The organism is Caldicellulosiruptor acetigenus (genome assembly GCF_026914305.1).
Classification (GTDB): Bacteria; Bacillota; Thermoanaerobacteria; order Caldicellulosiruptorales; family Caldicellulosiruptoraceae; genus Caldicellulosiruptor; species Caldicellulosiruptor acetigenus.
This window is the reverse complement of sequence record NZ_CP113866.1, coordinates 1,268,721-1,295,459: the sequence shown is the minus strand read 5'-3', so window position 1 is coordinate 1,295,459 and position 26,739 is coordinate 1,268,721. Positions and strand designations below refer to the sequence as shown.

Genomic DNA, 26,739 nt, shown 5'->3' with positions numbered 1-26,739 from the left:
AGTTATTCACGGGAGGTGCTTTTGAGTCTTTTATATTCATTTACATATTTTGATACATACATCACAAGTGCAAAAATAGCAAAAATTAGAGCCAATATGAGTGTAAGAAAGGATATCTGCCATCTCAAGATTAACGAGACAATGGCTATGTAAAACAAAAAAGTAGAAAGCTTGCCATAGATATTAGCAGAAACCACTATTTTTATCTTCCCATATAAGAGAGCTGAACCTACTATCATAAAAATCTCTTTTGCAAGGACAATATAAAAAACCCATGAAGGTATATATTCCTTTAAAACAAGGCACCACAAGACAGTAAGTATCATCAACTTGTCTGCAAGCGGGTCAAATAGCTTTCCAAATTGTGTAACCATATTGTATCTTCGTGCAATAAAACCATCCAAAACATCAGTGAGTCCTGATAATAAAAATATACTTAGCGCTATCAGATAATTGTACTTCAGATGAGAAAGAAATATTGCAGCAAATACTGGTACCAATATAAATCTTAAAATTGTGAGAATATTTGGAAGATTCAACAACTACACCTCTTTTTTCTTTTGTCACTTTTTATGATTTTATCATATTTTAAAGATAATATCTATATCACATCTTTAGCTTACATTCTCACTCTTTTCTACTCTTTCAAGCTTAAATATAGAGACCTCGTAAGCAGTTCTTATCTCTACTCTACCATCTTCCAATTTCTTTTGATAATCTCTACTTTGCACTCTTCCCCATATTTTTATGTTATCACCTATTTGGAATGTGCTGGCAAAACGTGCATTTCTCCCCCAAGCAATACAGGGAATATAATCTGACTTTCCATAAAGTCTATTTACAGCAAGCAAAATGTCTGTTATTTCTCTTCCTAAAGGCGTGGTACGGTACTGAGGTTTTTTGCACACATATCCATTTAAGAATATCTCATTGATATTCTTCGAAGGGTCAATGCTCTCAACATTTTTAATGTCCCTTGCAAATACTGTTAAGATAAGTCTGTTACCTACATTTGAAGGATTATTGTATGACCTGAACTGTCCTAATACTTCTGCCAAGCTTCCCTCTTCAAGATTTACATTGATTAAAAGTCTATCAGAAACTGTTACAATTAAAATATCCTTTTGCTGAGAAAGTCGGGGAACTTCAAGCTTAAATGTAAAAAATTTTTCACCAAAACTCTCATGACTAAAATTAAGTGGAGTAACAACCTTTCCACATAAGTAAACTCTGTTGTTATCCAAAGGATTTTGAGACATGGCACACACTCATCCTTTCGTACTTTATTAGCCTATTTTTATACTATTCAACAAAGTAAATTTTTAGACATTCAAATTCAAACCACACAGACTTTTTAAAGTGGCAGAAATCACACAGACAGATATCCCCTCTTCCTCTTTTTGTAGATTTTCTTTTTCTTTTATTTCTTTCTCGGCAATAATATTGCCATCAATGGTCTCAACAGCTCTCTGGAAAAATAAGCTCAGACTTACCTTGTTGTCATTGCCATAATCAAGATGAGTTATATTTATGGTGTTTTGGGACGAAAAACCTATGTCAACAACCTTACAAGAAGCATTTTTTAATACCATAGGTAAGCTGTTATCCATAAAGATTAAAATTTTCTGGTGTTTATCAAAAATGCCTTCCCACTCACCAAAAATCTCGTTCTGAAGTACAACAACCAGTTCACAATATCTAATAACATTTTGTGGACAATCTAAATAAAAAATGATATAATCGAAGGGAAGACTAAAATCTGTAAGCAAACCTGTAATTTTTTTATCATTATTTTTTTCATTCGCTAAATCTATCTCTAATATTTTTTTACCCTTTTTTTTTACAAAATCAACAAAGTCGCTTTTAAACATCTCTTTGTACGATGGGTTTTTATACAATACGCCTATTTTTACCATTTTATTTTTCTCCCCGCTGTTTTTTACCGCATATATTAGTGTGACCATTCTTCTTTCAATTATTAAGTCACCTTACTATTTTCCTCTGAACACCTTGATGGTCAATATAATAACCATCTTTGTATATTAGCTCTGATACTGTTACAAATTGATATCCCTGCTTGGAAAGACTACTGAGTATAATTGGCAGAGCATACTTAGTATTTTTGGCATTATTATGAAACAATACAATAGAGCCGCTTTTTACTCTCTTCAATACTCTCTGTGCAATCTCTTGGGCAGATAAATCTTTCCAATCAAGTGAATCAACATCCCACTGAATAACATAATATCCCAAGGAAGAAAGAGTTCTTATTAAAGTATTATTGTAATCACCATACGGGGGCCTAAAAACCACTGGTCTTTTGTGAATAATCCTCATAATTTTTTCTTCACAGCTTTTAATATCTCTAATTATCTCAGCTTCAGATAATCTTGACATGTGAAGATGCTTGTCAGAATGGCTTCCTATTTCATGCCCTTGACTGAAGATATTTTTTACATCTTCGGGATATTTTTCTACCCAAAAGCCTACAAGGAAAAAAGTTGCTTTTGCATTGAATCTTTTGAGTATACTAAGCAGTTCTTTTGTATCGTCGTTTCCCCATGCAGCATCGAATGTTAAAGCTATTTTCTTGTCATCCCTGTCAACACAGTAGATTGGTAGAAGCTTTTTTTGATTTACAACCTCTACAGTTAGCCTTGAATAGATAAAAATAGTGTTTATTATGAGCAAAATAAGAATTGCGAATAAGACCAGCCTTATAATCTTGGAAATGTTAAAAACTTTTATCATTATTCATTCTACAAAGTTTGTTCTAAGGTAAATTTATGAAAATGACAGTAATAATATGAAAAAATTAGAGTAGCATATTTTTTACATAATGCTACTCTCTTCTTGAAGTTCAGGTTGAGAGCTACCTATAGCTTTCTCATCAAATTTAGAAATGAAGGATTGAAGTTCTCCTTTTATTCGCTTTATTTCGTCTTTTAAATTTTGCAGAAGCTTTTCATGCTCCTCAATTTCAGCAAGAAGAGCTCTCTTTTTGTTTTCTCCCTCTTCAATTGCTTTTGATACGATACTCTCTGCCTTTTCCTGAGCAATTATGAGAAGTTCAGCAATTTTTATTTTCTGCTCGTTCAACTTTGAAAGCTCTTCCTCAAGCTTTTTCAAAGTATTCTTTAACTCCTCATTTTCTTTCTGGAGCTCTTCAATCTTTTCCTGTTTCTCTTTTATTTCTTTTTCATAGGTCATCTCCAAATTGTTTAAATACTCTATCACAGAACTTGGTTTAAAACCCCTAAAAGCCCTTGCAAATTTGTATGTATTCATTTTTCCCTCCAGATTCTCTTAAGACCTTTTTGAATATTTTAACATAAAAAAGATTATTTTTGTATATCAAAATTAATCACCAAAAACCAAGTCCTTTACCACCTCATAAGCCATAATAAATCCTGCAACAGGTGGAACAAACGAAATACTTGCTGGAACATGCTTTTTTTCTGACTCTTCTTTTAAATATCTATAATCGGGTTTTGATGGTTTTTCCTCAGAGTACACAACCTTTAAACTTTTAATATTTTCTTTTCTCAGAATACTTCTAAGTTTTTTAGCAAGCGGACAATAACGTGTAGAATATATATCAGAAACTTTTATAAGCAAAGGATTTATCCTGTTGCCCATACCCATACAGCTTATTATTTTTATATTCTCTTTTGAAGCAAATTTGATAAGTGCAACCTTTGCCCCAATATCATCTATTGCATCTACTATATAATCTAAATTCTTATTCCCAAAAATCTTATAAATATTCTCAGATGTAATTTTATTTGGTATTATCTCTATTTTCACAAAAGGGTTTATTTCAACTGCCCTTTCACGTGCAATATCCACTTTATATCTTCCTATATTTGTAATAGTAGCTATTAGTTGGCGGTTCAAGTTGGAGGGAACAACTCTATCTTTGTCAACAATAACAAAATTTTCTACTCCACAGCGAACAAGAGCTTCAAACGCAAAACTTCCAACTCCACCAAGCCCACACACTGCTATTTTTGCCTTTGACAGTTTTTCAATCTTATCTTCTCCAATCAGCATCATAGTTCTTTGGAAAATATCTGCTGGACCTATCAATATTCTTATTCTCTCCTCTCATAAAAAAATCAAAAAAATAAAAGACCCTCTCTCCTTTTTGGGGTCTTCCTTCTTTCATGTCAGGAACTCCACCATGCCGTCCTCAGGGAGTTTCCCAGACCCTGCCTCAGCAGGTGGGTATCCTGCCAATAGCTTTGCATTACTTCCTGTTTGTCACCCAAGCAAAACCTTGGGTGGGAAGCCTATGCGCCACTATTGGACTCCGGATTCCCTTTTTTGATGGTGTTGGCCTGGAACTTCACCATCTTGTAACGCACACGGCAGAGTTCCTGCCATAGCTTTGTTTTGTTATTTCTAATTTAAATATATCACAGATTTTTAGAGTTTTCAATATGATAATTCCTGTTAGATGAGTATTTCTGGCATCTATCACCCCATCTTGCCACTAAACTGCCATTGCTATAAAAGCCAACAACTTCGCAATAGTTTGAGCAGTCATGGCACTCAAATCCTTTTGTCTCAAACTTGCAACCATTAATGTTTTCAAAACCCCTGAATTTGGTGATAAGACCTTTTGTCCTCTCCTTTGCCAGCAGGGCAATACCTATTGCTCCCATCACATTGTAGTACTTTGGAACTATAATTTGTGTTCCAAGAAGTTGCTCAAAAGCCTTTTTCATTGCTATATTTGCTGCAACACCGCCCTGGAACAGTATTGGACTTTCCAAGCTTTTCCCTTTCGCCAAATTGGCAAGATAGTTTCTCGCCAGAGCTAAACAAAGCCCAAAAAGAATATCTTCACAGCGATGTCCAAGTTGTTGTTTGTGAATCATGTCTGACTCAGCAAACACAGCACACCTGCCAGCTATTCTTACTGGATTTTGTGATTTTATTGCTGTTTCGCCAAACTTTTCAATCGGAATATTGAGTCTCTCTGCTTGTCTATCTAAAAAAGAACCCGTTCCCGCAGCACAGATTGTATTCATGGCAAAATCAATCACAATTCTATCTTTTATTAAGATTATTTTCGAATCTTGACCGCCTATTTCAATTATAGTTCTTACATCAGGTACAAAAAAGATTGCAGCCTTTGCATGAGCAGTTATCTCATTTTTTACAATGTCTGCTCCTACCACCAGCGATGCTAAATGTCTGCCTGACCCTGTAGTTCCAACTCCTTTTATCCTCAAACTATCTCCATATTTTTCGTAGAGTGTAGCAAGAGCTTTTTGCAAAACCTCTATAGGCTTCCCTTGGGTTCTGAGATACATGCTTTCAATTACCTCACCATTTTTATCAATCAAGACTACATTAGTACTAACAGAACCAATATCAATCCCAAGAAAGAAGTCCTCTCTCAACCTTCTCACTCCTTGCCTCAATTAGGTCTAAAAAAGCTTCTAAACGCGTTTTAATGCCCACATCACTGTCAATTTCGTCTACCACCACATGCATGATAGGAACACCAATTTGATTTTTGATACCATTTAATACTGATTTTGCTATTATTTCTGGCATACATGTGAGAGGAAAAATATGCAATATCCCATCATATTTCTGGGCTGCAAAGTATATGGCATAAGAAATGGTCTCTCTTGCGTGACCTCCAATTAAAACTGGCATTATACCTTTAGAATATCTCTTAACAATTGTATCTTTCTTTCTAAATATTGGATATATCAGATGTGTATCAATCCACTGGGAAATATAAAGATTTCGTTCAACCTCACATCCCATCTCACCAAGTATTTTTTCAATGTTCAAGCTTGAAAAACTATCAATAATGGTGTATATCTCTCCTACAATTCCTATTTTTCTGACCTTCTCATTTACAATGTACAAGTTGTCAAGCAAAACATTCGTGGTATCAACTAATCTTTCCATTTGGTCAATTCCATAAACTTTTAACGCTTCCTTTCTGAACCTTTCATATATTTTATCTACGCTTCCCTTAACCATTTCCCTTGGTCTTAAAAAATGTACTTTTCTCTCAATCCCATCTACCTTTTTGGCTAACCTATACACTCTCTTTAATATACTGGCTATATTTTTTCTTGCAAATATCTTGCTCACCTGCTCCAAAAAATTCCTAAGACCATAAAAAAGAGGTTCGATGACTATCATCTCTACATCATAACCCAAATCTTTGAGAATCTCCTTTTCAAGTGCACCATAGTATCCAAATCTACACGGTCCACATCCACCAAAAATCACAATGGTATCTGCTCCCATTTCAATTGCCTGGATGAAATTCCCCATGTTCAATTTAAAAGGCAGGCAAATAAATTCGGGCGAAAGTCTCTTTCCAATTTCAAGAGCGCTTTTGTTATTATATGGAGGAACCACCACTTCAAATCCAAGTTCTTCGAAAAGAGCTTTGGCAATAACAAAAAGATTACCCATGTGTGGAAAGGTAATTTTTCTCATCTTTGCTCCTCCATTCAATCATATCTAAATAGGCTTCTATTCTTGTTTGTATCCCCACATCAGCACAGTGTTCATCCACAGTTATACAAAGATAAGGCAGTCCCACTTTATTGCATTTTCTCATAATCAGTTCCTGCAAAACAGAGTCAATCCCACATCCAAATGTCATAAGGTACACTACGCCGTCAATTTGTGTATTATTTACTGCCCATTCAAAATAATTGTAGATATCCCTTGCAGAGGACCAGAAGAACCCCTTTGGCAAATCAGAGGAGATATAAAAAGAATTAAAACGATAGTATGCGGGGTAAATAGGATTGTAGCCCGCGCTTTTTATAGTTTCCAATATACCTTTGTTTAAAAATTCATCAAAAATTACATAGCTATGAGCCAATACAATTATGTTTTTAGTTTTAGCTATCTTGGCCATAGGAAAATCAAAAAGCTGTTCATTTTTCATACTTTTTTCTGACATTATTTTTCTCTTTTTTCTTAAATTTATCTCAGGGACTATAAGCTCAACTCCACAGTAGTTAGTTTTTATGATATCTGGAATACCAATAATCTTGGGGCATGAATAAGTGCCTGGTAATACAGATACAAGGCGCGGCAAAAACAACACATCTACATTCTTTTTTCTTATAAGATATTCTACATGTCCAATAAAAATTTTGGCAGGGATACAAAGTTCATCACAGCCATTTTTAAGCCCATATTCTACCATTTCCTTTGTTGTCTTGCCTGAAAAGACTATTTGAGAATCTTCTAAGACTTCTGGTATAACTCTTATAAAAAAGTTTTCCATTCCAGCATAGCAAAAACTATTTGGAACTCCAACCTTCACTTTTCAATTCTCCCTTTCAAAGATTGAGACCGTTTTTTCTATTTACTTATTTTTCACCACTTTGGCAGTAAAAATACAAAAAAAATAGGCCCTTCTATTTTCGGGCCTTGAAATACTCACAAACATCTTTTATAGTACACACTTCACATTTTGGTTTTATTGCCTTGCAAACTGCTCTCCCATGGTAAACCATCAAATTGCTAAATATAGTGTACAACTGAGGCTCTACAATCTTCTTTAGCTCAAACTCTATCTTTGTTGCATCTTTACTATTTACAAGTCCAAGCCTGTTTGAAAGTCTTTTGCAGTGAGTGTCAACTATTATGGAAGGTATTCCATAGATATTTGCCATTATTACATTTGCTGTCTTTCTCCCAACTCCTTTAAGTTTTACAAGTTCTTCAATAGTAGTTGGCAACGTACCATTATATTTTTCAACTAATATTCTTGCAGTCTCTTTTATACTTTTAGCTTTATTTTTATAAAACCCAACAGGCTTTATGTCGTTCTCAAGCTCAGAGATATTTGCCTCTGCAAAGCTTTCAAGTGTAGGATACTTTTTGAAAAGCTCAGCGGTAATCTTATTTACACGCTCGTCTGTACTTTGTGCTGCCAAAATGGTTGCAATCAAAAGCTCATATGGTTTATTATAATTTAAAGTACAACTTGGTTGTGGATAAATTTTTAAAAGTTCTTTTATTACATAACTTGCTTTTTCTTTTTTAGTAATTTTCGTTCACTCCCTAATAATTTTTTGAGGAAAGGAGAAAAAAGGTAAAATGAATATTCGCAAAGCAACAATTTCTGATATCCCAGACCTGCTTTATATCTACAACTATGAAGTTTTGAATTCAACATCCACATTCGATATTCATCCCAAGACCACAGAAGATTTTTTGAAATTGCTTGACAGCCATAGCAACAAATACCCTATTTATGTAGCAGAAGAAAATTCCACTATATTGGGATATGGGTATCTTTCTCCATTCTCAGAAAAAGAAGCTTATTCAATCACAGTTGAAGATACCATATACATACATCCATTGCACAGAGGCAAAGGCATTGGCAAGCAGATTTTAAAATTCTTAATAGAAAGAGCTAAAGATACAGGAGCTGCCAACATAATTGCAAAAGTGTGTGCTGAAAACTATATAAGTTTGCATCTACACAAATCATTTGGTTTTGTAGAAGTCGGAAAGCTAATCAAAGTTGGTAGCAAATTTGGTAGGTTTTTGGATGTTATTATTTTGCAGCTAATCCTCTAACCTTTTTAAGCACTTTTATTGAGTTTTCCAATATCCACTGAGCTTCTTTTATTTTCAATAAATATATTACTGTACTATATGAAATTACACCGACAAATCCCCAGATCAAAAGATTAGTTACCTTAGTTATAAATGTCACAGACGTTTTTATTTGTATCAGATTTTTTGCTAAAACAATACTTACAACCATTACAAAAGAAGCAAATAGTGCTTTTACAAAGACTATCATTGAGCTTTTCAGCTCAATCTTTCCTATCTTTTTAAACAAACTACGCATAAGCAAAAATACTGATACATACGCAACAATGCTTGTACCCAGTGCTAAACCTTTGTGTTTTAGGTATTTGACAAGAACGATATTTAAAACTATATTAATTGCTACAGCTAAAATACCATTTTTCATTGGTGTAATGGTATCCTGGATTGAATAGAAAGTTCTGCTAAGGATTTCTCTCACTGCATACCCTAAATACCCTAAGGAAAAAAACATAAGCGCTCCACTTGTCAGATAAGTTGAACGGCTGTCAAATGCCCCTCTTTCATATACAAACTGGACAATCTCGCGTGATAATACCAGAACCGCAGCTGTAATTGGCACCATAATCAATATGAGAGAATTTATAGAAAGTACCAAATATTTTTTGAACTCATCTTTCTTTTCACTTGAAAAAAATCGTGATAAATACGGATAAATTACAGCCGAGATTGAGCTACTAAATATGCCATAAACCACTCCATTTAGTTTATCTGCAAAGTTCAAAGCTGAAATACTCCCCTCAGGTAAAAACGAAGCCAAGTACCTGTCAACAAAAGAATTAAGCGACATAACCGATGAACCAATAAATACAGGCAGAACAAGCTTAAAAAGTTTGATTATATATGGGTCACGTAAATTAATATCTAATTTAAACTTAAACCCCTTTTTGATTGCAAACGGCATTTGAAATAACACCATCGAAAAGTATCCAAGTACAAACGCAACAGCAACACCATAGATGTCAAATTCTTTCTTTAAAAAAGCTGAAAAGATGATAATTACATTGAATGGTAGTCCTACAAGTACAGGCACCACAAAATTTTCATTAGACTGAAGAAATCCTTGCAAGATATAGTTAGCTCCTAAAAAGATTATATAAAAAAATGTAATTCTCATCAGTTGCCAAGTTAAGTTTTTTGCAGACTCATCAAATCCCTTAAAGATTGTTTTAACTATAAAAGGCGAAAGAAAAGAACCTACTACTGCCACAATGAGCGCAGCTATCACAATTAAAAAAAGTGATTTGCTGGCAAATCTGCTTGCTTTCTCTTTGCTTTCTTTTACTAATATCTCATTGTATATAGGGATAAAGGTAGTAGAAAAAGAAGCCAAAATACTTGCAAAAAAAACGCCCGGCAACAGCTGGGCTGCAATTAAAGAGTCCAATTTATAACTTGTTCCGTAAAAAGCACCTAAAACAACTTCACGCAAAAATCCAAACAATTTTGACAGTATAGTTGCAACGATAACAAAAAAAGTAGCTTTGGTAATTCTTTTGGCACTGTCAGACATATAAGACCGCCCTTCTTAAAAAAATAATGATGAGTTATTAAAAAAGATTATATAAACTTGTCCAGTTTTCGTTCTTTAAGAATTTCAACAATCTTTTTAACATCCTGTGCTCTGTTTTTTGAACAAACAAGAACTGCATCTTCTGTCTCAGCAATAATTACATCAGACACATTAATTGTGGCGATAAGCCGGTTGTTTCCATAAATTATGCAGTCACGCGTATCAATCCCAACATGCAAAGCTTTCACAATGTTACCATCATCGTCTGGTGGAAATATTGCTCCAAGAGAGTCCCATGACCCTACATCATTCCAGCCAAAATCGCCAGGTACAACTACCACCTCGTCAGCTCTTTCCATTATTCCATAGTCAATAGATATATCCTGAAGAGATGGATATATCTCTCCTATCTTCTCAAACTCTTGGTCTGTCCAAAGATACTCATATACAGAATAAAACCTATTGTAGATCCTGGGCAGGAATCTATTGAAGTTTTGAATGATTGTGTCTATCTTCCACACGAACATTCCACTGTTCCATAGGTAATTACCGCTTTTTATATACGCTTTTGCTCTGTCAAATGATGGCTTTTCGACAAATTCCAAAACCTCATAAGCTTTTTTCTCATATTTGTCACTGGAATCTCTGTCAAATTTTATATAACCGTAGCCAGTTGATGGAAAAGTGGGGTTTATTCCAATTGTTATGAGCTTGTCATGCTTTTCAGCAATTTCAATGCAGGTATTTATTACTTCAGCAAATCCCTCGTTATCTTTAATATAGTGGTCAGATGGAAATACACACATTATTCCATCTTCATGTATTTTTTTAATTTTAAGTGCAGCATATAAAATACAAGCTGCAGTGTTTCTTCCAATTGGCTCATAAATGATGTTTTTTCTATCTATCTCTTCATCAAGGACCTTTTCTATCATCTCTTTTTGGTTTATGTTTGTGACAATAAAGATATTTTTCTTGGGAATGACCTTTGATATCCTATCAATTGTTTCATTTATCAAAATGTCATTTCCAGAGAGGTTTAAAAATTGCTTTGGCGACGAGCTTCGTGACAAAGGCCAGAACCTTGTACCGCCACCACCTGCCATAACCACTGCAAATCTTTGCATTTTTAAACCCCTCCTCTTTAAGAAATAGTAGAAATCTTCAACATTTATATTATACAATATTTTTCAAATTTTAAACAATGGAAAAATGCCAAATAGCATTATTTCCTTCTCCCCTCTAAGCTTTTAAAAATATCTGTCCAGTCAAGATCAAAATACGCCAGTAAAACACTCAAGTGGTACATTAAATCAGATATCTCATAAATTATCTCTTCTTTTTGACCATTCTTTGCTCCAATTACTACCTCTGTTGCTTCCTCGCCAATCTTTTTAAGTATCTTATCAAGCCCCTTTTCAAATAAGTAACAGGTATACGAACCTTCCACCTTATTTTGCTTTCTATCATTAATTGTTTTCATCAGTTCAAAGATAATATCAGTTGTAATCTTTTTTTTATCACCTTCCAAAGCAGTGAAAAAACATGTTTTGTTGCCAGTATGACATGCAACCCCTGTTTGTTCAACAATGGCAAGCAAGGTATCACCATCACAGTCTAAAAACAAACTTTTCAATTTTTGAACGTTGCCTGAAGTCTCCCCTTTTTTCCATATCTTGTTTCTGCTTCGACTAAAATAGTGCATATACCCTGTCTGAATGGTAAGTTCTAAAGCTTCCTTGTTCATGTACGCCAGCATAAGTACTTCGCCTGTTGAGCTATCCTGTACAACAACAGGCACAAGTCCATTTTGGTCAAACTTCAAAGCTGAAATATCTATCATTTTATATCCTCACCTCAATGCCGTGATTTTTTAAGTAACTCTTTAAATCTCCAATTAAAATCTCTCCAAAATGAAATATAGAAGCAGCCAAAGCAGCTTCTGCTCCAGCCTTGAAAGCCTCCAAAAAATGCTCTGGCCTGCCAGCACCACCTGAAGCAATGACAGGAATGTTTACGCTACTACATACAGCCTCTAAAAGCTCTAAATCATACCCTGCTTTTGTCCCGTCTCTGTCCATTGAGGTAAGTAGTATCTCTCCTGCCCCTCTCATTTCAACTTCTTTTGCCCATTTTACGGCGTCAAGTCCTGTGTCTATCCTTCCACCGTTTATATACACATGAAAACCGTTACTGTGCCTTTTTGCATCAATTGCCACCACAATACACTGCGAACCAAAAACCTTTGCAGCTTCATTTACAAGGTCGGGGTTTTTAACCGCTGCAGAATTAATCGAAACCTTATCAGCCCCAGCCAAAAGCAAATTTCTAATGTCATCTAAATTTCTTATTCCACCACCTACTGTAAAAGGAATAAAAACTTTTTCAGCTACATTCTTTACAACCTCTATCATTATATTTCTCTCTTCATGTGAAGCTGTAATATCTAAAAATACCAGCTCATCAGCACCGAGCTGATTATACTTTTGAGCACTTTCGACCGGGTCGCCAGCATCAACAAGGTTGATAAAGTTTATACCTTTTACAACCCTTCCTCTGTTGACATCAAGACATGGAATTATTCTCTTTGCAACCACTTTGTCTCTTCTCCTTTTTGAAATTTTAAAGTATATTAATTATCTCCTCTAACTTGAGCTGACCTGTATAAAGGGCCTTTCCTACAATTGCCGCATCAACCCCTATACTTTTAAGTCTTATAATATCCTCTTTTGATGAAATCCCACCTGATGCTGTCAAAAAACCATCAAAAAGTTTGCGAATATGTTTTGCAGCTTCAAAGTTATGTCCTTTCAGCATTCCATCAGTTGTTATATCTGTGTAAATAAGTCTTTCAAACCCCAGATCTTTTATCTTAATAATTCCTTCTTCAATAGAAATTTTCGTTGTTTCCTGCCACCCGGAAAGTTTTACAAAACCATCTTTAAAATCAAGAGAAGCAATAAATTTTTCTTTCCCAAACACTTTCATAACTTCATTTACAAAATCAGGATTTTTAAAGATTACAGAACCCAAAATGATATAGTCAATTCCTGAAGAGAGATAAAGCTCAACTGTAGCCTTGTCTCTAATGCCCCCACCGCATTCAACTGTCAAGCATGTAGCTCTTTTTATGTTTCTTATAACTTCAAAATTCACTGGCCTCCCAACTTTTGCTCCATCCAAATCAACAACATGGATGTATTTAGCACCACTTTTTTTAAAAAGTTTTGCCTGCTCAATTGGATCTGAATTGAACAGTTGAACCTGGTTATAATCTCCCTGAGTAAGTCTTACACACTTTCCATCTATAAGGTCTATTGCAGGTATAACAATCATAGCAATCCCCCAAAATTTTTAAGTATTTGTAGGCCTACTTCTCCACTCTTTTCAGGATGAAACTGAGTGGCAAATATATTGCCACTTTCTATTGAGGAGTCAAACTCAATACCATGCTCACAAACAGAGGATACTATCGATTTATCTTTATTTTCCACATAATATGAATGAACAAAATAGACAAACTGTCCATCCAAGCCTTTCAAAAGCTTTGAGTTTCCTTTTATTTTTATCCTGTTCCATCCCATGTGTGGGATTTTGATGTTCTCTTTTTGAGGAAACTTTTTGACCTCTCCCTTGAAAATTCTTAAACCCTCACAACCGCCTTCTTCGCTAAATTCGTACAATAGCTGATAACCTAAGCAAATACCCAAAAATAAAGACTCTTTTATTTTTCTTCTCAAGACGTCAACAAGACCAAATCTTTCAAGATTTAAAATAGCCACATCAAATGCTCCTACCCCTGGCAGAACAATTGCTTCGGCCCTTTCAATTTCATCTTTGCTTGACGTAACAAAAGCTCCAAAGCCTATGTATTCAAATGCCTTTTGCACACTTCTCAAGTTACCCATCCCATAGTCCACAATGCATATCCTTTTCACAACTTATAGCACTCCTTTTGACGATGGAATTCTATCATCGATTATTGTACAAGCCTCTTTTAAGGTTCTTCCAACAGCTTTAAAAATAGCTTCGCAAACGTGATGGTCATTCTCACCAGCAAGTTTTTTTATATGAACTGTGGTTTTAGAAGTCCAAACAAAAGCTTTGAAAAACTCTACAACCATCTGAGAAGTCATATCTCCAAGCTTCGGTAGCTTAAAATCTACATCAAACGCCAAATAAGGCCTTCCTGAGATATCCACTGCCACCATTACAAGTGCCTCATCCATAGGGAGAATAATATGTGCATATCTTTTTATACCTCTTTTATCTGACAAAGCCTTTAAAATAGCCTGGCCTAAAACTATTCCAACATCTTCTATGGTGTGATGGTCGTCAATGAATATATCACCCTTCGCTTCAAGCTGAATATCAAATTTCCCGTGATGAGAAAATAGTTGAAGCATGTGATCAAAAAAACCTATTCCTGTTGAAATTTTGTAATCACCATTTCCATCAATATTCAAAATTAATTTAATATCTGTTTCTTTTGTCTTTCTCTGAACTTCAGCAATCCTTTGACTCATTTCATGCATTCTCCTTCTTAAACTGAATGAGATTTTCTATTATTATATCATTATCTTGAGGCTTGCCCAATGTAATTCTTAAAAGTTTGTGGCTTCCCACCTCAAACTTTTTTACAAGAATTTTGTTCGCAACTAGATATTCAAATATTCTGTCAGCATTCTCATCAACAACTGTTACAAAATTTGCTTCTGATGGAATAACATAGTAGTATTCTTTGAGTTTTTGTATCATCTTATCTCTTTCATCTTTTATTAGCTGGATGTTATTTTTTAGCTTTTCGAAATTTTCAAGCACCTTGATAGCTATGTTTTGGGTTAAGACATTGACATTATAGGGGGGTTTTACTTTGTGAAGGTTTTCTATAATATTTTCATTTGCAATGCCATAGCCACATCTTATACCTGCAAAACCTATTTTAGAAAAGGTCTTAAGAATTATTGCATTATTGTATCTTTTTGTAAACTCTATATAGTCAATATCGCTGTATTCACCGTAGGCATTGTCAATTACCACAAGCTTTGAAGGAAATGCTTCCACAACAGCCTTTAAATTTTCAGCACTCCATGCAATCCCAGTTGGATTATTGGGAGTATCAATAAATATTACCTTTATTTTTTCATTCGTACTTATCTTATCAATCACCTTTTCAACGTCAATTTCCCATTGGGAAGTAACATCAAAAAAACAAAACCCTACGTCAAAAAGTTCAGCAGTTATTCTATACATGGTAAATGAAGGATATAGGAAAAATACCTGGTCATCCTGCTCACAGCATGCTTGAACAATAAGCTGAATTATCTGGTCTGAACCATTTCCTACAATAAAATTTTCACTTTTCAAACTGTAAAACCTTGCTAAAGCATCTTTGAGTGGTTGAGAATTGATTTCTGGATAAAAACACAAATTAGGTATGCTATTTTTTAAAGTATCCCAAATTATATCTTTTAACTCTTCAGGAAGTTCAAGAAGATTTTCGTTGGCATCTGCTTTAACCAAACATTCTATTTGGGGCGTTGTATAGTTTGAAAAATTTTTTAATCTTTTTCTAAACATCTTCTAACCTCACCTTCAACGAATTTGCATGAAAGAGGAAACCTTCTTTTTGCGCTATGTTTATTGCATGTGGTGCATCTGTTAAAAACTGTTCTTTTGAATACTTTATTAAACTCATTCTTTTGACAAAATCATAAACCCCGAGGGGAGAAAAGAAACTTGCTGTACCAGATGTTGGCAGCACGTGATTTGGTCCTGCAATATAATCGCCAATAGGCTCAGGGGAATATTCACCTATAAAAATTGCACCAGCGTTTTTAATTTTAAGCAAAACTTCCTCTGTATCATTGCAACAAATCTCTAAGTGTTCAGGTGCAATTATGTTCGCAATCTCGGCAGCTTCAGAAAGACTATCAACAACTATTATCACACCGTTTTTTTCGATAGCTTCTAAAGCAACTGAGTTTTCAAATCTCGCAAGCATCTTCTCAACATTTTCAGAAACCTCTTGAGCTATTTTCATTGATATTGTAACCAAAATACACCTTGCCATGGGGTCATGTTCTGCCTGGGACAGCAAATCTGCAGCAATATATCTCGGATTTGCAGAACCATCTGCAATAACCATAACTTCACTTGGCCCTGCTACTGAGTCAATATCTACATATCCAAACAACAATTTTTTAGCAGTTGCTACATAGATATTTCCTGGCCCTACAATCTTATCTACCTTGGGTATAATCTGTGTTCCAAATGCAAGTGCTGCAACTGCTTGAGCTCCTCCCACTTTATAAATCTTATCAACACCGCAAATTTTTGCTGCTGCCAAAGTGTATTTGCTGACACTCTTGTGCTTGTCAGGTGGAGTTACCATAATTATTTTTTCAACGCCAGCAACCTTTGCAGGAATTGAATTCATTAAAACTGTGGAAGGATATGCACCTTTTCCTCCCGGAACATAAATCCCTACCTTTTCAAGAGGCTTTATAATCTGGCCAAGTAGCGACCCATTTTTTACATAAAACCAGCTTTCCTCTTTTTGTCTCATGTGATACTCATAGATATTTTTATACGCAGCATTCAAAGCATCTATGAAATCTCTATCTTCTCTTTCACATTCGAAATACGCTCTTTCAATTTCTTCCTGGGCCACTTGCAGTTCATCTAAGCAAATATCATCACAATCAAAAAGTTGGGTGTAGTAAAGCACAGCTTCATCTTTTTTATCTTTTACATCAGAGATTATTCTGCGAACTCTCTGTTCAATCTCTTCCTCGTTTTCCCATTTTCTTATTAGAGCCGTCTCCATGTAGTTTTCAATCTCTTGTTTGCTGTACAAGATTCTCACTCTTCAATCATCCTTTCTAAACGATTTATAATATCATCTATCTGAGTTTTTAATTTTAGACTTGCCCTGTTTGCAATAAGCCGAGCACTAATGTCGTATAGCTTTTCATACACTTCAAGTCCATTTTCTTTCAAAGTCCTGCCACTTTCCACAATGTCTACTATCATGTCTGAAAGTCCTAAAATAGGAGCAAGCTCTACTGAACCATTGAGCTTTATTATCTTTACATCTTCTCCTCTAACATTTTCAAAATACTCTTTGGCAATGTTAGGAAATTTAGTTGCGATTGTCTTATCAGGCTTTTTCAAAAGAGCTTCGCTCATCCCTTTAGGTCCTGCCAAGGCTACAAAACATTTCCCAATTTTTAAATCCAAAAGTTCATACACCCTTTTGTTCATTTCAAGCAGAACATCTTTGCCCACAACACCAATATCTGCAACTCCATATTCCACATAAGTTGGTACATCAAAAGGTTTTACCATGAGAAAACGTAAAGAACTTTTATCATCTTCCATCACTAATTTTCTGCTCTCATCAGATATATCAATGTCCACAAGCGATACTTTCTTCAAAAGTTCAACTGTTTGCTGAGCTAATCTCCCCTTTGGTAGCGCTATAGTAATCATCCCAAATCCTCCAAAACATACGTTTTTGTACCATCTTCATTTACATATATAAATCTCTCTGCTTTCATACTTTTGCTAATAAGAAAGGCTTCTTCTATATTTGCTGGTACTGTATGAAAATAAATTTTCTGGCTTTTGTTATCCGAGTTGAGAAGAAGCTTCAACGCTATTTCAAAGTACCCTTCCTTATAAAAAACAAGGCTATCGTATAACTTATCATTCCTTGGAGTATTTTTTAGTTTCCACTCTAAAATTCTGTCTACACCAATTGCAAATCCAATGGCATATAGTTTTCTACCAAATATTTCACACAAGTTATCGTATCTACCACCATTTAGTACAGGATAGCCAAGTTTTTGCAGATAGCCAGAAAATATTATACCTGTGTAATAGTTCAGGTGTTTTACCATTCCAAAGTCAATAGTAATATAATTTTGGTAACCCAGTTTTACCATATTATTATATATCTCGCTTAGTCTCTCTATCGCCAGTTTAGATATCTCATTGTTTGCAAACTTTTTAGCTTCTTTTATCTTATCCTCTCTACCATAAAGTCTTGTGAGGCTCCTGAAAACATCTATCACTTTTTGGGAAATGCCCTTTCGAATCAAAAAGTTTTCAATCCCTATATAGTCCTTCTTGTCAACAAGCTTGCAGAGCACCTCTGATGAAGTCTCGTCAATCTCACAGTCCTTAGCAATTCCCTTAAAGAAATTTACCTCACCAACATCTATTGTAAAGTTATTCACTCCAAGTTCAAGTAAACTTTCTACCGCAAGCACTAATACCTCTAAGTCTATATAAAAACTATCAGATGTATGAAAGTTTTCTACGCCTGCTTGAAAAAATTCCCTCAAATCCCCTGCTTCCTGTTGAAGAAACTGATATGCCTTGCCAAAGTAACACAATTTGAGCGGATAAACACTTGTTTGAAACTTAGCTGCAATCTCTGCAACCTTTGGAGTAAATTCATTTCTCAAGGCAACTACAGTTCCATCGCTGTCCATAAATTTTATAGTGTTGCTGCCATTTAAGCTTTTTGACTTTTCATAATCTTCAAAAGTTGAAGGTTCAATCAATCTGTACCCAAATTTTTTAAATAAAAAGATAGTCCTTTCTCTTACCTCTTCTAAGGTATCAGACACTGGAGGATAGTAATCCACAAACTTTTTGCTCATCTTTTTCTTCCTTTCATTACTTTATCATAATGAAGTGATGAACAGATATCATGTTATATTATATTACAAAAGATCTGAAAAAGCAACAAAAAAGTGGAGCCATCATCTGAATCATATAAGGCTCCACTTGTTAAGAATCTTATAAGAGATTTTTGCCTTTTAGCTGCTTTTCAAGTGCCAAAAATAGAGGTAACCCTAAGAAGTATGTGGCAATTGTCTCTCCCATTCCAATAGACACTACTGTAAAAAGATACCTGATAATTGGACTTAGATTTTTCAACCACTCAATTTTCAAGCTGTCTATAAAATATTGCCATATATAAGCTGATACAACCACAGCATTTACTATAATAGTGGGCAGAGGCAAAAAAGGTTTTTTCTTTATTCTGGTTGTAAGCAGCGCAGCTACCAGTGTCGCAAGAGAACCAAAAATAACATCATATATACCTGTTATACTTACTACCATGCCATATAGGTTTGCTAAAAAACACCCCACAAACAGACCAATGGTGGCTGAAACTGGCATCAGGGCAGGAAGAAGAGTAAGTGCCTCTGATACTCTTATCTGCAGTGGTCCATATGATATAGCTGGCAAAAACGCGGTTAAAACAAAATATAGCGCTGCAATCAGAGCAGCCCTTGCAATTACTTTACTGTCAATCTCAATTTTCTTTTTCACTTTGTTTCCTCTTCCCTGCCTTCCCATTCATGTTTATGCATACCTGTTATCTTGTACACAACCCATTCGGCTATATTTGTAGAGTGGTCTGCTATTCTTTCTAAATACTTTATGACCAATAAAAACTGAACGCATTGAGAAACTGCTGCCGAATTTTCTTTCATTATTTGCTCAAGCTCATCAATAAGGTTTTGATACATTGTGTCAACCAAATCATCACGCTTGACAACAGACTTTGCAAGTTCTATGTCAGAATTTACATACGAGTCTAATGCATCTTTTAACATCGAACGAGTGATTTCAGCCATTTTAGGAATGTCAATTAAAGGTTTTACATAATCCTCTTTTGCAAGCTTGAGCGTTATCTGAGAAATATCCTCTGCATGGTCAGCAATCCTCTCAATATCTGTTGCAATTCTCATTGCAGTTATTATAAGCCTTAGGTCACTTGCAAGTGGCTGCTGGGTGGCAATAACAATAGCACATTTTTTCTCTATCTCTTCTGTAAGCTCATCAATCTTATCATCGTTATCTATTATTCTGCGTGCAAGTTCAACATCTTTTGTCTTAAGTGCCAAAATTGCTTTGTCAATAGCTTCTTCTGCCATAGCTCCCATCTTGAGAATATCAAGATGGATTTCTTTGAGCTCATTTTCAAATGTTGGTCTTGTCATATCAAAAATTCACCTCTCAACATATAATTATCCGAACCTGCCGGTAATATAGTCCTCTGTTCTCTTGTCCCGTGGAGTATTAAATATAGTAATTGTCTTGTCAAACTCTACAAGCTCCCCATTCAAGAAAAATCCTGTGAAGTCAGAAATTCGAGCAGCCTGTTGCATATTATGAGTGACTATTATTATTGTGTAGTTTTTCTTGAGCTGCTCTAAAAGCTCCTCTATTTTTAATGTTGAAATTGGGTCAAGGGCAGATGTTGGCTCATCAAGCAAAATTACCTCAGGCTCGACTGCCAAAACCCTTGCAATACAAAGTCTCTGTTGCTGACCTCCAGAGAGCGAAAATGCACTTTTTCTCAGCCTATCCTTTACTTCATCCCACAGATAGGCTTTTTTAAGACTGCTTTCTACAATCTCATCAAGTACTTCTTTCTTTTTAATACCATGAATTCTTGGACCATACGCTACATTATCATATATGCTCATTGGGAATGGATTTGGTTTTTGAAATACCATTCCAATTTTTTTTCTGAGCGTGATAACATCAATCTCTTTGTAGATGTCTTTGCCTTCAAAATATACATTTCCTTCTATTTTAACGTTTTCAATAAGGTCATTCATTCTATTTAAGGTCCTCAAGAAAGTAGATTTTCCACAGCCAGATGGTCCTATCAATGCAGTTATAGCTTTTTCGTTTATCTTTATGTTTATATTTTTCAGAGCATGGTTTTCACCATAATATAGATTTAAATCCTTTGTTTCTATTATTACCATCTTGAAGCAACCTCTCCCTACTTTTTGATAGCTACAACTTATATATTTTATAACTCCAACATTAAATTCTTGTTTAATGTATGTTAAAACTGTGTTAAATATTATATAATATTCTTTGTGTGATGTAAAACTTTTTATAAAATTCGCAGGATTGATAAATAAAAATCTCTTTTATTAAAATGGTCTTTGTGACAAAAATTCTACAAAGAAGGGGTCGTGAAATATGTGGAGTATAATTCCAAAAGAAAATCAGTTTTTTGTTTTATTGGAGAACGCTGTTGAAAATGCTTATCAATCAGCAGTGATGTTAAATCAACTCCTCAATAACCTTTCAAATATGCAAGAGCTCATCTCAAAGCTTGAAAAAGCTGAAAACAAAGGGGATGATATTACCCACCAAGTGATTGAACTTCTCAACAAAACTTTTATCACACCTCTTGACAGAGAAGATTTGTTTGCAATAATCAAAGAGATTGACAACATTGTCGATTCGCTCGAAACAGTTGCGCATAGGTTTGAAATCTATAATGTAGACACCGTCAAGCCTGAGGCAAAGATCTTATCGGAGATGATCATAAACTGCACAAAAGAATTAAAAGGAGTTGTGGAAAACTTAAAGGATTTAAAAAATACCAAACTCATAAAAGAAAAAATAATAGAAGTAAATAGAATTGAAGATGAGGGCGACATTGTGTACAGAAACGCAATCAAAAAACTTTTTGCCGAAAATAGGGACAAGCCTATTGAAGTAATCATTTGGAAAGAAATTTTTGGCTTTTTGGAAGACACGCTTGATGCGTGCGAAGATGTAGCAAATGTAATAGAAGGGGTTGTGACAAAAAATGCATAACATACCACTTAATTTACTTTTAATAATCATTTTAGCCCTGACTTTTGATTTTATAAACGGTTTTCATGACACAGCAAATGCTATTGCAACATCAGTTTCAACAAGAGTGTTAGCACCGCGCACTGCCATATTTATGTCAGCAGTATTTAACTTCTTTGGTGCGATGATAAACACAGAGGTTGCAAAGACAATTGGCCATGGAATAGTTGACCCGAGATTTGTTACACAAAACCTTGTGCTTGCGGCTGTAATTGCAGCAATTGTGTGGGACTTGATTACATGGTGGTGGGGAATACCTTCTTCCTCGTCACATGCAATAATTGGTGGTCTTGTGGGTGCTGCAATTGCCGCCACAAAATCACTTGCCGATATAAATTGGATAGGGTTTGTCAAAAAGATTGTTCTTCCTTTGATTGTCTCCCCTATCTTAGGTTTTGTATTTGGATATCTATTTATGATGATTCTTTACATAGTGTTTGCTAAAGTACATCCAACTATAATTACATAGATATTTCTCAAAGCTCCAAATACTCTCTGCAATGTGGATGGCATATAGTCATGGTTCAAACGACGCTCAAAAATCCATGGGAATAATAACCATGGCGCTGGTAGGAAGTGGAATCTTAAATGAGTTTGTTGTGCCTGACTGGGTAAAATTTGCCTGTGCTCTTGCCATGGCTTTGGGTACATCAGTAGGCGGCTGGCGAATAATTAAAACAATGGGAATAAAGATAATAAAACTTGCACCAATAAACGGCTTTGCAGCAGAAACCGGCGCAGCACTAACAATCCAGTTTGCAACTCATATTGGTGCACCAGTTTCCACCACTCATGTCATCTCGTCCTCTATTATGGGGGTAGGTGCATGTAAAAAGTTTTCAGCTGTTAGATGGGGGGTTGCAAGAAATATTGTTATTGCATGGGTTTTGACAATCCCAATGTGTGCTATTTTGGGAGCTATCATTTCTATTTTAATCAATTGGATAGCATAGCTATAAAAAAGGCTGGCCTATTGATGTGGGTCAGCCTTTTTTACAATTGGAATTGTTACCGTAAACTCACTGCCTATACCTTCCTGGCTTTCAACCCAAACTTTTCCTCCATAAAGCTCTACTATGTGCTTTACAATAGAAAGACCCAAGCCTGTGCCTCCAAGCTTTCTTGACCTTCCCTTATCCACTCTGTAAAATCTTTCAAATATTCTCTCAATTTCTTTTTCAGGAATTCCAATTCCTGTATCCTTAACTTTTATAGTTACTGTGCTATCTGATTTCTCCACTGTCACCCATACTTTCCCATTTTCTTTGTTATACACAATTGCGTTATCTATTAGATTTATAAAAATCTGCTTTAGCCAATCGCGATATATGTTCATCTCAAGACCCTCTTGGACCTTTACATCAAGTTGAATATTCTTCTTCTCAGCTTTTATTTTTAAAAGTTCAATGCTCTCAAGCATAACTTCTTTAACCACCACTTTTTCTTCTAAAATGGGCATTGCCGCATTCTCTATTTCCGAAAGATAGAGAAGGTCATTGATGAGTCTCACAAGCCTTTCTACCTCAACCTCAATAATGTTGAGAAACTTAATGGCAACATCTTTATCATCAATCGCACCATCTTTAAGTGTTTCTACAAAACCCTTTATTGAAGTAAGTGGTGTTTTGAGTTCATGCGACACATTAGCCACAAAGTCAGACCGAATTCTTTCTAACTTTTTCAAAAAGGTAATATCACTTAGTATAAAAAGTACCCCTTCTTTATTGTCTTCATATGAAATTCTCTTCTTGCTTACTTTTAAAAATTTTGTTTTATTACTGATGCTAACTTCCAGCTCTTTTTCATTTATATCCTGCTGGAAAAGAAACTCGAAAAGTTCATATACTCGGGCGCACTCAAGCAAACTAAATCCAACCTTGAGGTTTGTCTCTAAAATGTTTTCTGCTCCCCTGTTGAACATGAGTATTCTTTTATTCACATCAAAAAAGATTATACCAATGTCTAATGAGTCTAAAAGAGAAGTGAGTCTTTTTCTCAATACGTTAGATTCGTTTATCTTTTCCTCTAAAAGTTGATACATCTTTGAAAAGCTAAGACTAAGCCACTTCAAATCTTTTGGACTTTTCACATCTTGAATGCTAAACTTTTCAAGTCCTTCTGAAATAAGCGAAATCAGCCCTTTTAACGGCTGATATAAAACAGATGAGATTCCTATTGCCAATGCTATACCCAGAAAAATACACATCACTGCAAATTTTAGAGTATTTAATAAAACCTTTTTTAAGATTGTGTCAACTTTGTCAAGAGGAACTGAAACTCTTATAAACATTGATGTATCGTGAATTTTAACCTTTTTGGCTGCATACAAAAAGTAATGTCCCAATGTTTTACTTTTTCTTATTGAAAACTCTACTTTTCCAAAAACTTTATTAGCATTTGCAATCTCTGGTCTTTTTAAGTGATTTTCCATTTTCTTTACATCTGCTTCAGAGTCGTAAAGAACAATTCCATTACCACTTACAATGGTTACTCTAAAATACCCCTTGTCATAGATTTCTTTTAGCTTTTCAATGTCAAAAGACCAAATGTACTTCTCCACTTCATTTATTTTAGCAACAAGCCATCTTTTGTTTTCGTCTATATATATATTTTTATAAGCCTCATAAGAAAGAATTCCTTGAAGAAGTGTAATGACCACCACAACTAATATGGTATAACCAAAAAGCTTTGACCTCATGCTTTACTCAGACCTTTCATTAAACCTGTAACCTACGCCCCTGACGGTTTCTATGTAACGCGGATTTTTCTCATCGTCCTCAAGTTTTCTCCTCAAAAACCTTATGTGTACATCAACCGTTCGTGTATCTCCATCAAACTCGTATCCCCATACCCTTTGCAAAATAAAGTCTCTGTCCAACACCCTGCCTTTATTTTCGATAAGAAGCTTCAAAAGCTCAAACTCTTTGAACGAAAGAGATACATCCTGATTATTTTTCTTGACAGTTCTTTTTGAAAAATCTACTTCTACATCTCCAAACTTGACCTTATCTTCAACCTCAGGCTTTAAACTTTCTACTCTTCTCAAAAGTGCCTTCACTCTTACAACCAGCTCTTTTACACTAAAAGGCTTTGTTATATAGTCATCTGCACCAAGCTCAAGCCCAAGTATCTTATCAATTTCTTCAGATTTCGCAGACAGCAATATCACCGGAAGATTTTTTGTATCTCTATTGAATCGAATCTCTTTTAAAACTTCATATCCATCCTTGTCACTCATCATAATATCAAGTATGACAAGGTCAACTTTGTTATGCTTCAAAATCTCCAGTGCCAGTACGCCACTATCTGCTTCAAATGTATTATATCCTTCTTTTCTAAGATTAAATTTAAGAAGCTCAAGAATATGCTGCTCATCATCAACTATTAAAATATTCTTCATTTACCTTCTCACCATCCTCAAGATTGCCACCATACTTCCCAATTTCTCTGGTCTGTTTAGGTCTCTTCTGTACGAAAAGAATAGGTCTGCATCTTCATATGTGCACATATCGCAGGATATTATCTGACAGCTCTCAATACCATTCTTTTTCAAGTCAATCATTATTGCTTTTTTCAAATCGATAAAAAAACTCTCTTTAGACTCCAAACAAACCTCATCTCCAAATTCTCTCAAAAACATCTCGTAGACATCTTTGCCCACCTCAAAATGTCTTCTACATATTCCTGGACCAATTGCAACAAGTAAGTCTTCAGCTGAAGATGAAAATTTTTTCTTCAGAATCGCAAGAGCATTTTGAGTTATATGTTTCAAGGTCCCTCTCCAACCAGAATGAATCAGAGAAATTACTCTTGTCTTTGTATCAACAATATAAACAGGAATACAATCTGCATGCATTGTTATAAGTGTAATTCCAGGGACATTTGTTACAAGTCCGTCAGCCTCTGCCTCTTGATTATATTCAAAAAAATCAAACCCTCTTTCTACAATTATTATATCATTTTTATGCACCTGTTTTGCATAGAAAATATTTCTGTAGTCTATTTGCAAAGCTTCAAAAAGAATGCGAAAGTTTTTGTCTATATCCTCTTTTCGTTCTGCCCATTTATAGCTCAGATTAAAATTATCATGTCCACAACCTTGCCGTGTTGTGAAAAAACCCTCTATACCATAATCTTCAAATTCACTTATTCTAAATATCTCTATCCCATTTATATTCTCTTTTACAAATCCCATCTTTCCCCTCCAGTCAAAAATTTAAAAAAACAGCAACCCTTCTTTCAGGGTTGCCTTAACTCTTCTTAGGTACCTTTTCCCAGTCTTTTAAGAATCTTTCGATACCAACATCAGTCAGAGCATGTTTTGTCATCTGCTCTAAAACCTTAAATGGTACTGTGGCTATATGAGCACCTGCTTTTGCAGCCTCAATGACATGTATAGGATGTCTTATACTTGCCGCAATTATCTCTGTTTTAATATCAGGATAGTTCTTGAATATTTGTACAATCTCCTTTATAAGCTCTATACCATTTTGCCCAATATCATCAAGTCTTCCCACAAATGGTGATACATAAGTTGCACCAGCTTTTGCTGCTAAAAGTGCCTGAGCTGCTGAGAAGATGAGAGTAACATTTGTCTTAATACCTTCTTTTGAAAGAACTGACACAGCTTTGAGCCCTTCTGCAGTCATTGGAATTTTAATAACTATATTTTTATGAATCTTAGCTAAATCTCTTGCTTCCTCAATCATCCCTTCTGCTTTAAGAGAAATTACCTCTGCAGAGATTGGGCCATCTACAATAGAACAAATCTCATTGACCACTTCTTTGAAATCTCTGCCCTCTTTCGCAATCAAAGAAGGATTTGTGGTGACACCACAAATTATTCCCCATGAATGAGCTTCTCTTATCTCATTCACATTTGCAGTATCAATAAAAAGTTTCATTTTTTACAA

At 35.0% G+C, this 26,739-nt stretch carries 30 protein-coding genes, 1 other RNA gene and 1 pseudogene; 3 read left to right on the top strand and 29 right to left on the bottom strand.

Annotation, left to right across the window (positions count from 1 at the left end):
• Positions 1 to 2: 2 nt before the first annotated feature.
• The 11 genes from pgsA to nth form a co-directional block, all read right to left on the bottom strand.
• Complete coding sequence (pgsA, locus tag OTK01_RS06420; protein ID WP_013432725.1) at positions 3 to 542, bottom strand: CDP-diacylglycerol--glycerol-3-phosphate 3-phosphatidyltransferase; 540 nt, start codon at positions 540 to 542, stop codon at positions 3 to 5.
• Between the two features lie 72 nt (positions 543 to 614).
• Complete coding sequence (locus OTK01_RS06415) at positions 615 to 1,259, bottom strand: single-stranded DNA-binding protein (RefSeq protein ID WP_029227672.1); 645 nt, start codon at positions 1,257 to 1,259, stop codon at positions 615 to 617.
• Between the two features lie 63 nt (positions 1,260 to 1,322).
• The gene (locus OTK01_RS06410) at positions 1,323 to 1,916 is read right to left on the bottom strand and encodes a hypothetical protein (protein WP_029227673.1); all 594 of its coding nucleotides are present in this window, start codon (positions 1,914 to 1,916) and stop codon (positions 1,323 to 1,325) included.
• Between the two features lie 67 nt (positions 1,917 to 1,983).
• Positions 1,984 to 2,751, bottom strand: a complete 768-nt coding sequence (locus OTK01_RS06405; protein WP_029227674.1) for a polysaccharide deacetylase family protein — start codon at positions 2,749 to 2,751, stop codon at positions 1,984 to 1,986.
• An 81-nt stretch (positions 2,752 to 2,832) separates the two neighbouring features.
• Positions 2,833 to 3,288: a DivIVA domain-containing protein gene (locus OTK01_RS06400; protein WP_013290390.1), complete on the bottom strand. Its 456-nt coding sequence runs from the start codon at positions 3,286 to 3,288 to the stop codon at positions 2,833 to 2,835.
• A 72-nt stretch (positions 3,289 to 3,360) separates the two neighbouring features.
• Positions 3,361 to 4,089 carry a tRNA threonylcarbamoyladenosine dehydratase gene (locus OTK01_RS06395; RefSeq protein WP_029227675.1) on the bottom strand — a complete coding sequence of 243 codons (729 nt, stop codon included), beginning with the start codon at positions 4,087 to 4,089 and terminating at the stop codon, positions 3,361 to 3,363.
• 82 nt (positions 4,090 to 4,171) lie between these two features.
• Positions 4,172 to 4,380, bottom strand: a non-coding RNA gene (gene ssrS, locus OTK01_RS06390) — 6S RNA.
• Positions 4,381 to 4,418: 38 nt separating this feature from the next.
• On the bottom strand, positions 4,419 to 5,411 hold the full coding sequence (locus OTK01_RS06385) for an acyl-CoA dehydratase activase (protein WP_029227677.1): 993 nt from the start codon (positions 5,409 to 5,411) through the stop codon (positions 4,419 to 4,421).
• Complete coding sequence (locus tag OTK01_RS06380) at positions 5,383 to 6,477, bottom strand: acyl-CoA dehydratase activase-related protein (protein WP_029227678.1); 1,095 nt, start codon at positions 6,475 to 6,477, stop codon at positions 5,383 to 5,385. Before OTK01_RS06380 ends, OTK01_RS06385 begins: the two co-directional genes overlap by 29 nt.
• A complete protein-coding gene (locus OTK01_RS06375) occupies positions 6,446 to 7,321 on the bottom strand; it encodes an acyl-CoA dehydratase activase-related protein (protein WP_029227679.1) in 876 nt (291 codons plus the stop codon). The genes OTK01_RS06380 and OTK01_RS06375 overlap by 32 nt, the downstream gene beginning before the upstream one ends.
• Positions 7,322 to 7,415: 94 nt before the next feature.
• Positions 7,416 to 8,051 carry an endonuclease III gene (gene nth / locus OTK01_RS06370; RefSeq protein ID WP_013432734.1) on the bottom strand — a complete coding sequence of 212 codons (636 nt, stop codon included), beginning with the start codon at positions 8,049 to 8,051 and terminating at the stop codon, positions 7,416 to 7,418.
• A gap of 49 nt (positions 8,052 to 8,100) precedes the next feature.
• Between nth and OTK01_RS06365 the strand changes: the two genes are divergently transcribed.
• Positions 8,101 to 8,586 carry a GNAT family N-acetyltransferase gene (locus OTK01_RS06365; protein ID WP_029227680.1) on the top strand — a complete coding sequence of 162 codons (486 nt, stop codon included), beginning with the start codon at positions 8,101 to 8,103 and terminating at the stop codon, positions 8,584 to 8,586.
• Here the strand turns inward: OTK01_RS06365 and murJ are convergent.
• The 14 genes from murJ to pstB form a co-directional block, all read right to left on the bottom strand.
• Complete coding sequence (gene murJ, locus OTK01_RS06360) at positions 8,564 to 10,135, bottom strand: murein biosynthesis integral membrane protein MurJ (protein WP_029227681.1); 1,572 nt, start codon at positions 10,133 to 10,135, stop codon at positions 8,564 to 8,566. The two genes, OTK01_RS06365 and murJ, sit on opposite strands and share 23 nt — an antisense overlap.
• Before the next feature lie 47 nt (positions 10,136 to 10,182).
• Entirely contained in the window at positions 10,183 to 11,262 is a 1,080-nt protein-coding gene (locus tag OTK01_RS06355; protein ID WP_014042311.1) for a mannose-1-phosphate guanylyltransferase, read from the bottom strand.
• Between the two features lie 98 nt (positions 11,263 to 11,360).
• Complete coding sequence (gene hisIE, locus OTK01_RS06350) at positions 11,361 to 11,978, bottom strand: bifunctional phosphoribosyl-AMP cyclohydrolase/phosphoribosyl-ATP diphosphatase HisIE (protein ID WP_013432738.1); 618 nt, start codon at positions 11,976 to 11,978, stop codon at positions 11,361 to 11,363.
• 1 nt (position 11,979) lies between these two features.
• Positions 11,980 to 12,732: an imidazole glycerol phosphate synthase subunit HisF gene (gene hisF, locus OTK01_RS06345; RefSeq protein WP_014042312.1), complete on the bottom strand. Its 753-nt coding sequence runs from the start codon at positions 12,730 to 12,732 to the stop codon at positions 11,980 to 11,982.
• A 25-nt stretch (positions 12,733 to 12,757) separates the two neighbouring features.
• A complete protein-coding gene (gene hisA, locus OTK01_RS06340) occupies positions 12,758 to 13,471 on the bottom strand; it encodes a 1-(5-phosphoribosyl)-5-[(5-phosphoribosylamino)methylideneamino]imidazole-4-carboxamide isomerase (RefSeq protein ID WP_029227682.1) in 714 nt (237 codons plus the stop codon).
• Positions 13,468 to 14,073 carry an imidazole glycerol phosphate synthase subunit HisH gene (gene hisH / locus OTK01_RS06335; RefSeq protein ID WP_014042314.1) on the bottom strand — a complete coding sequence of 202 codons (606 nt, stop codon included), beginning with the start codon at positions 14,071 to 14,073 and terminating at the stop codon, positions 13,468 to 13,470. Before hisH ends, hisA begins: the two co-directional genes overlap by 4 nt.
• Positions 14,074 to 14,076: 3 nt before the next feature.
• Entirely contained in the window at positions 14,077 to 14,661 is a 585-nt protein-coding gene (gene hisB, locus OTK01_RS06330; protein ID WP_029227683.1) for an imidazoleglycerol-phosphate dehydratase HisB, read from the bottom strand.
• A gap of 1 nt (position 14,662) precedes the next feature.
• The gene (gene hisC, locus OTK01_RS06325; protein WP_029227684.1) at positions 14,663 to 15,715 is read right to left on the bottom strand and encodes a histidinol-phosphate transaminase; all 1,053 of its coding nucleotides are present in this window, start codon (positions 15,713 to 15,715) and stop codon (positions 14,663 to 14,665) included.
• Positions 15,708 to 17,003: a histidinol dehydrogenase gene (gene hisD / locus OTK01_RS06320; protein WP_029227685.1), complete on the bottom strand. Its 1,296-nt coding sequence runs from the start codon at positions 17,001 to 17,003 to the stop codon at positions 15,708 to 15,710. Before hisD ends, hisC begins: the two co-directional genes overlap by 8 nt.
• Positions 17,000 to 17,629, bottom strand: a complete 630-nt coding sequence (hisG, locus tag OTK01_RS06315; protein WP_013432745.1) for an ATP phosphoribosyltransferase — start codon at positions 17,627 to 17,629, stop codon at positions 17,000 to 17,002. Before hisG ends, hisD begins: the two co-directional genes overlap by 4 nt.
• Positions 17,626 to 18,807: an ATP phosphoribosyltransferase regulatory subunit gene (locus OTK01_RS06310; RefSeq protein ID WP_029227686.1), complete on the bottom strand. Its 1,182-nt coding sequence runs from the start codon at positions 18,805 to 18,807 to the stop codon at positions 17,626 to 17,628. The genes hisG and OTK01_RS06310 overlap by 4 nt, the downstream gene beginning before the upstream one ends.
• A 139-nt stretch (positions 18,808 to 18,946) precedes the next feature.
• The gene (locus OTK01_RS06305) at positions 18,947 to 19,513 is read right to left on the bottom strand and encodes a QueT transporter family protein (RefSeq protein WP_029671850.1); all 567 of its coding nucleotides are present in this window, start codon (positions 19,511 to 19,513) and stop codon (positions 18,947 to 18,949) included.
• On the bottom strand, positions 19,483 to 20,160 hold the full coding sequence (phoU, locus tag OTK01_RS06300) for a phosphate signaling complex protein PhoU (RefSeq protein WP_013432748.1): 678 nt from the start codon (positions 20,158 to 20,160) through the stop codon (positions 19,483 to 19,485). Before phoU ends, OTK01_RS06305 begins: the two co-directional genes overlap by 31 nt.
• Before the next feature lie 27 nt (positions 20,161 to 20,187).
• Positions 20,188 to 20,937 carry a phosphate ABC transporter ATP-binding protein PstB gene (gene pstB / locus OTK01_RS06295; RefSeq protein ID WP_013432749.1) on the bottom strand — a complete coding sequence of 250 codons (750 nt, stop codon included), beginning with the start codon at positions 20,935 to 20,937 and terminating at the stop codon, positions 20,188 to 20,190.
• A gap of 223 nt (positions 20,938 to 21,160) precedes the next feature.
• Between pstB and OTK01_RS06290 the strand changes: the two genes are divergently transcribed.
• Positions 21,161 to 21,787: a DUF47 domain-containing protein gene (locus OTK01_RS06290; RefSeq protein ID WP_013403149.1), complete on the top strand. Its 627-nt coding sequence runs from the start codon at positions 21,161 to 21,163 to the stop codon at positions 21,785 to 21,787.
• A pseudogene (locus tag OTK01_RS13350) lies at positions 21,780 to 22,779 on the top strand (anion permease). Before OTK01_RS06290 ends, OTK01_RS13350 begins: the two are co-directional and overlap by 8 nt.
• Positions 22,780 to 22,796: 17 nt before the next feature.
• Here OTK01_RS13350 and OTK01_RS06275 read toward each other — a convergent pair.
• Genes OTK01_RS06275 through fsa form a run of 4 tightly spaced genes read right to left on the bottom strand, consistent with a single transcriptional unit; the run spans position 22,797 to position 26,730 of the window.
• Positions 22,797 to 24,524: a sensor histidine kinase gene (locus OTK01_RS06275; protein WP_029227687.1), complete on the bottom strand. Its 1,728-nt coding sequence runs from the start codon at positions 24,522 to 24,524 to the stop codon at positions 22,797 to 22,799.
• Between the two features lie 3 nt (positions 24,525 to 24,527).
• Positions 24,528 to 25,226 (bottom strand): response regulator transcription factor, encoded by a 699-nt coding sequence (locus OTK01_RS06270; RefSeq protein ID WP_013432752.1) that lies wholly within the window; start codon positions 25,224 to 25,226, stop codon positions 24,528 to 24,530.
• Positions 25,227 to 26,021 carry a peptidoglycan editing factor PgeF gene (pgeF, locus tag OTK01_RS06265; RefSeq protein ID WP_029227688.1) on the bottom strand — a complete coding sequence of 265 codons (795 nt, stop codon included), beginning with the start codon at positions 26,019 to 26,021 and terminating at the stop codon, positions 25,227 to 25,229. It abuts the gene before it with no gap.
• A 55-nt stretch (positions 26,022 to 26,076) separates the two neighbouring features.
• Entirely contained in the window at positions 26,077 to 26,730 is a 654-nt protein-coding gene (gene fsa / locus OTK01_RS06260) for a fructose-6-phosphate aldolase (protein ID WP_013430193.1), read from the bottom strand.
• Positions 26,731 to 26,739: the final 9 nt, after the last annotated feature.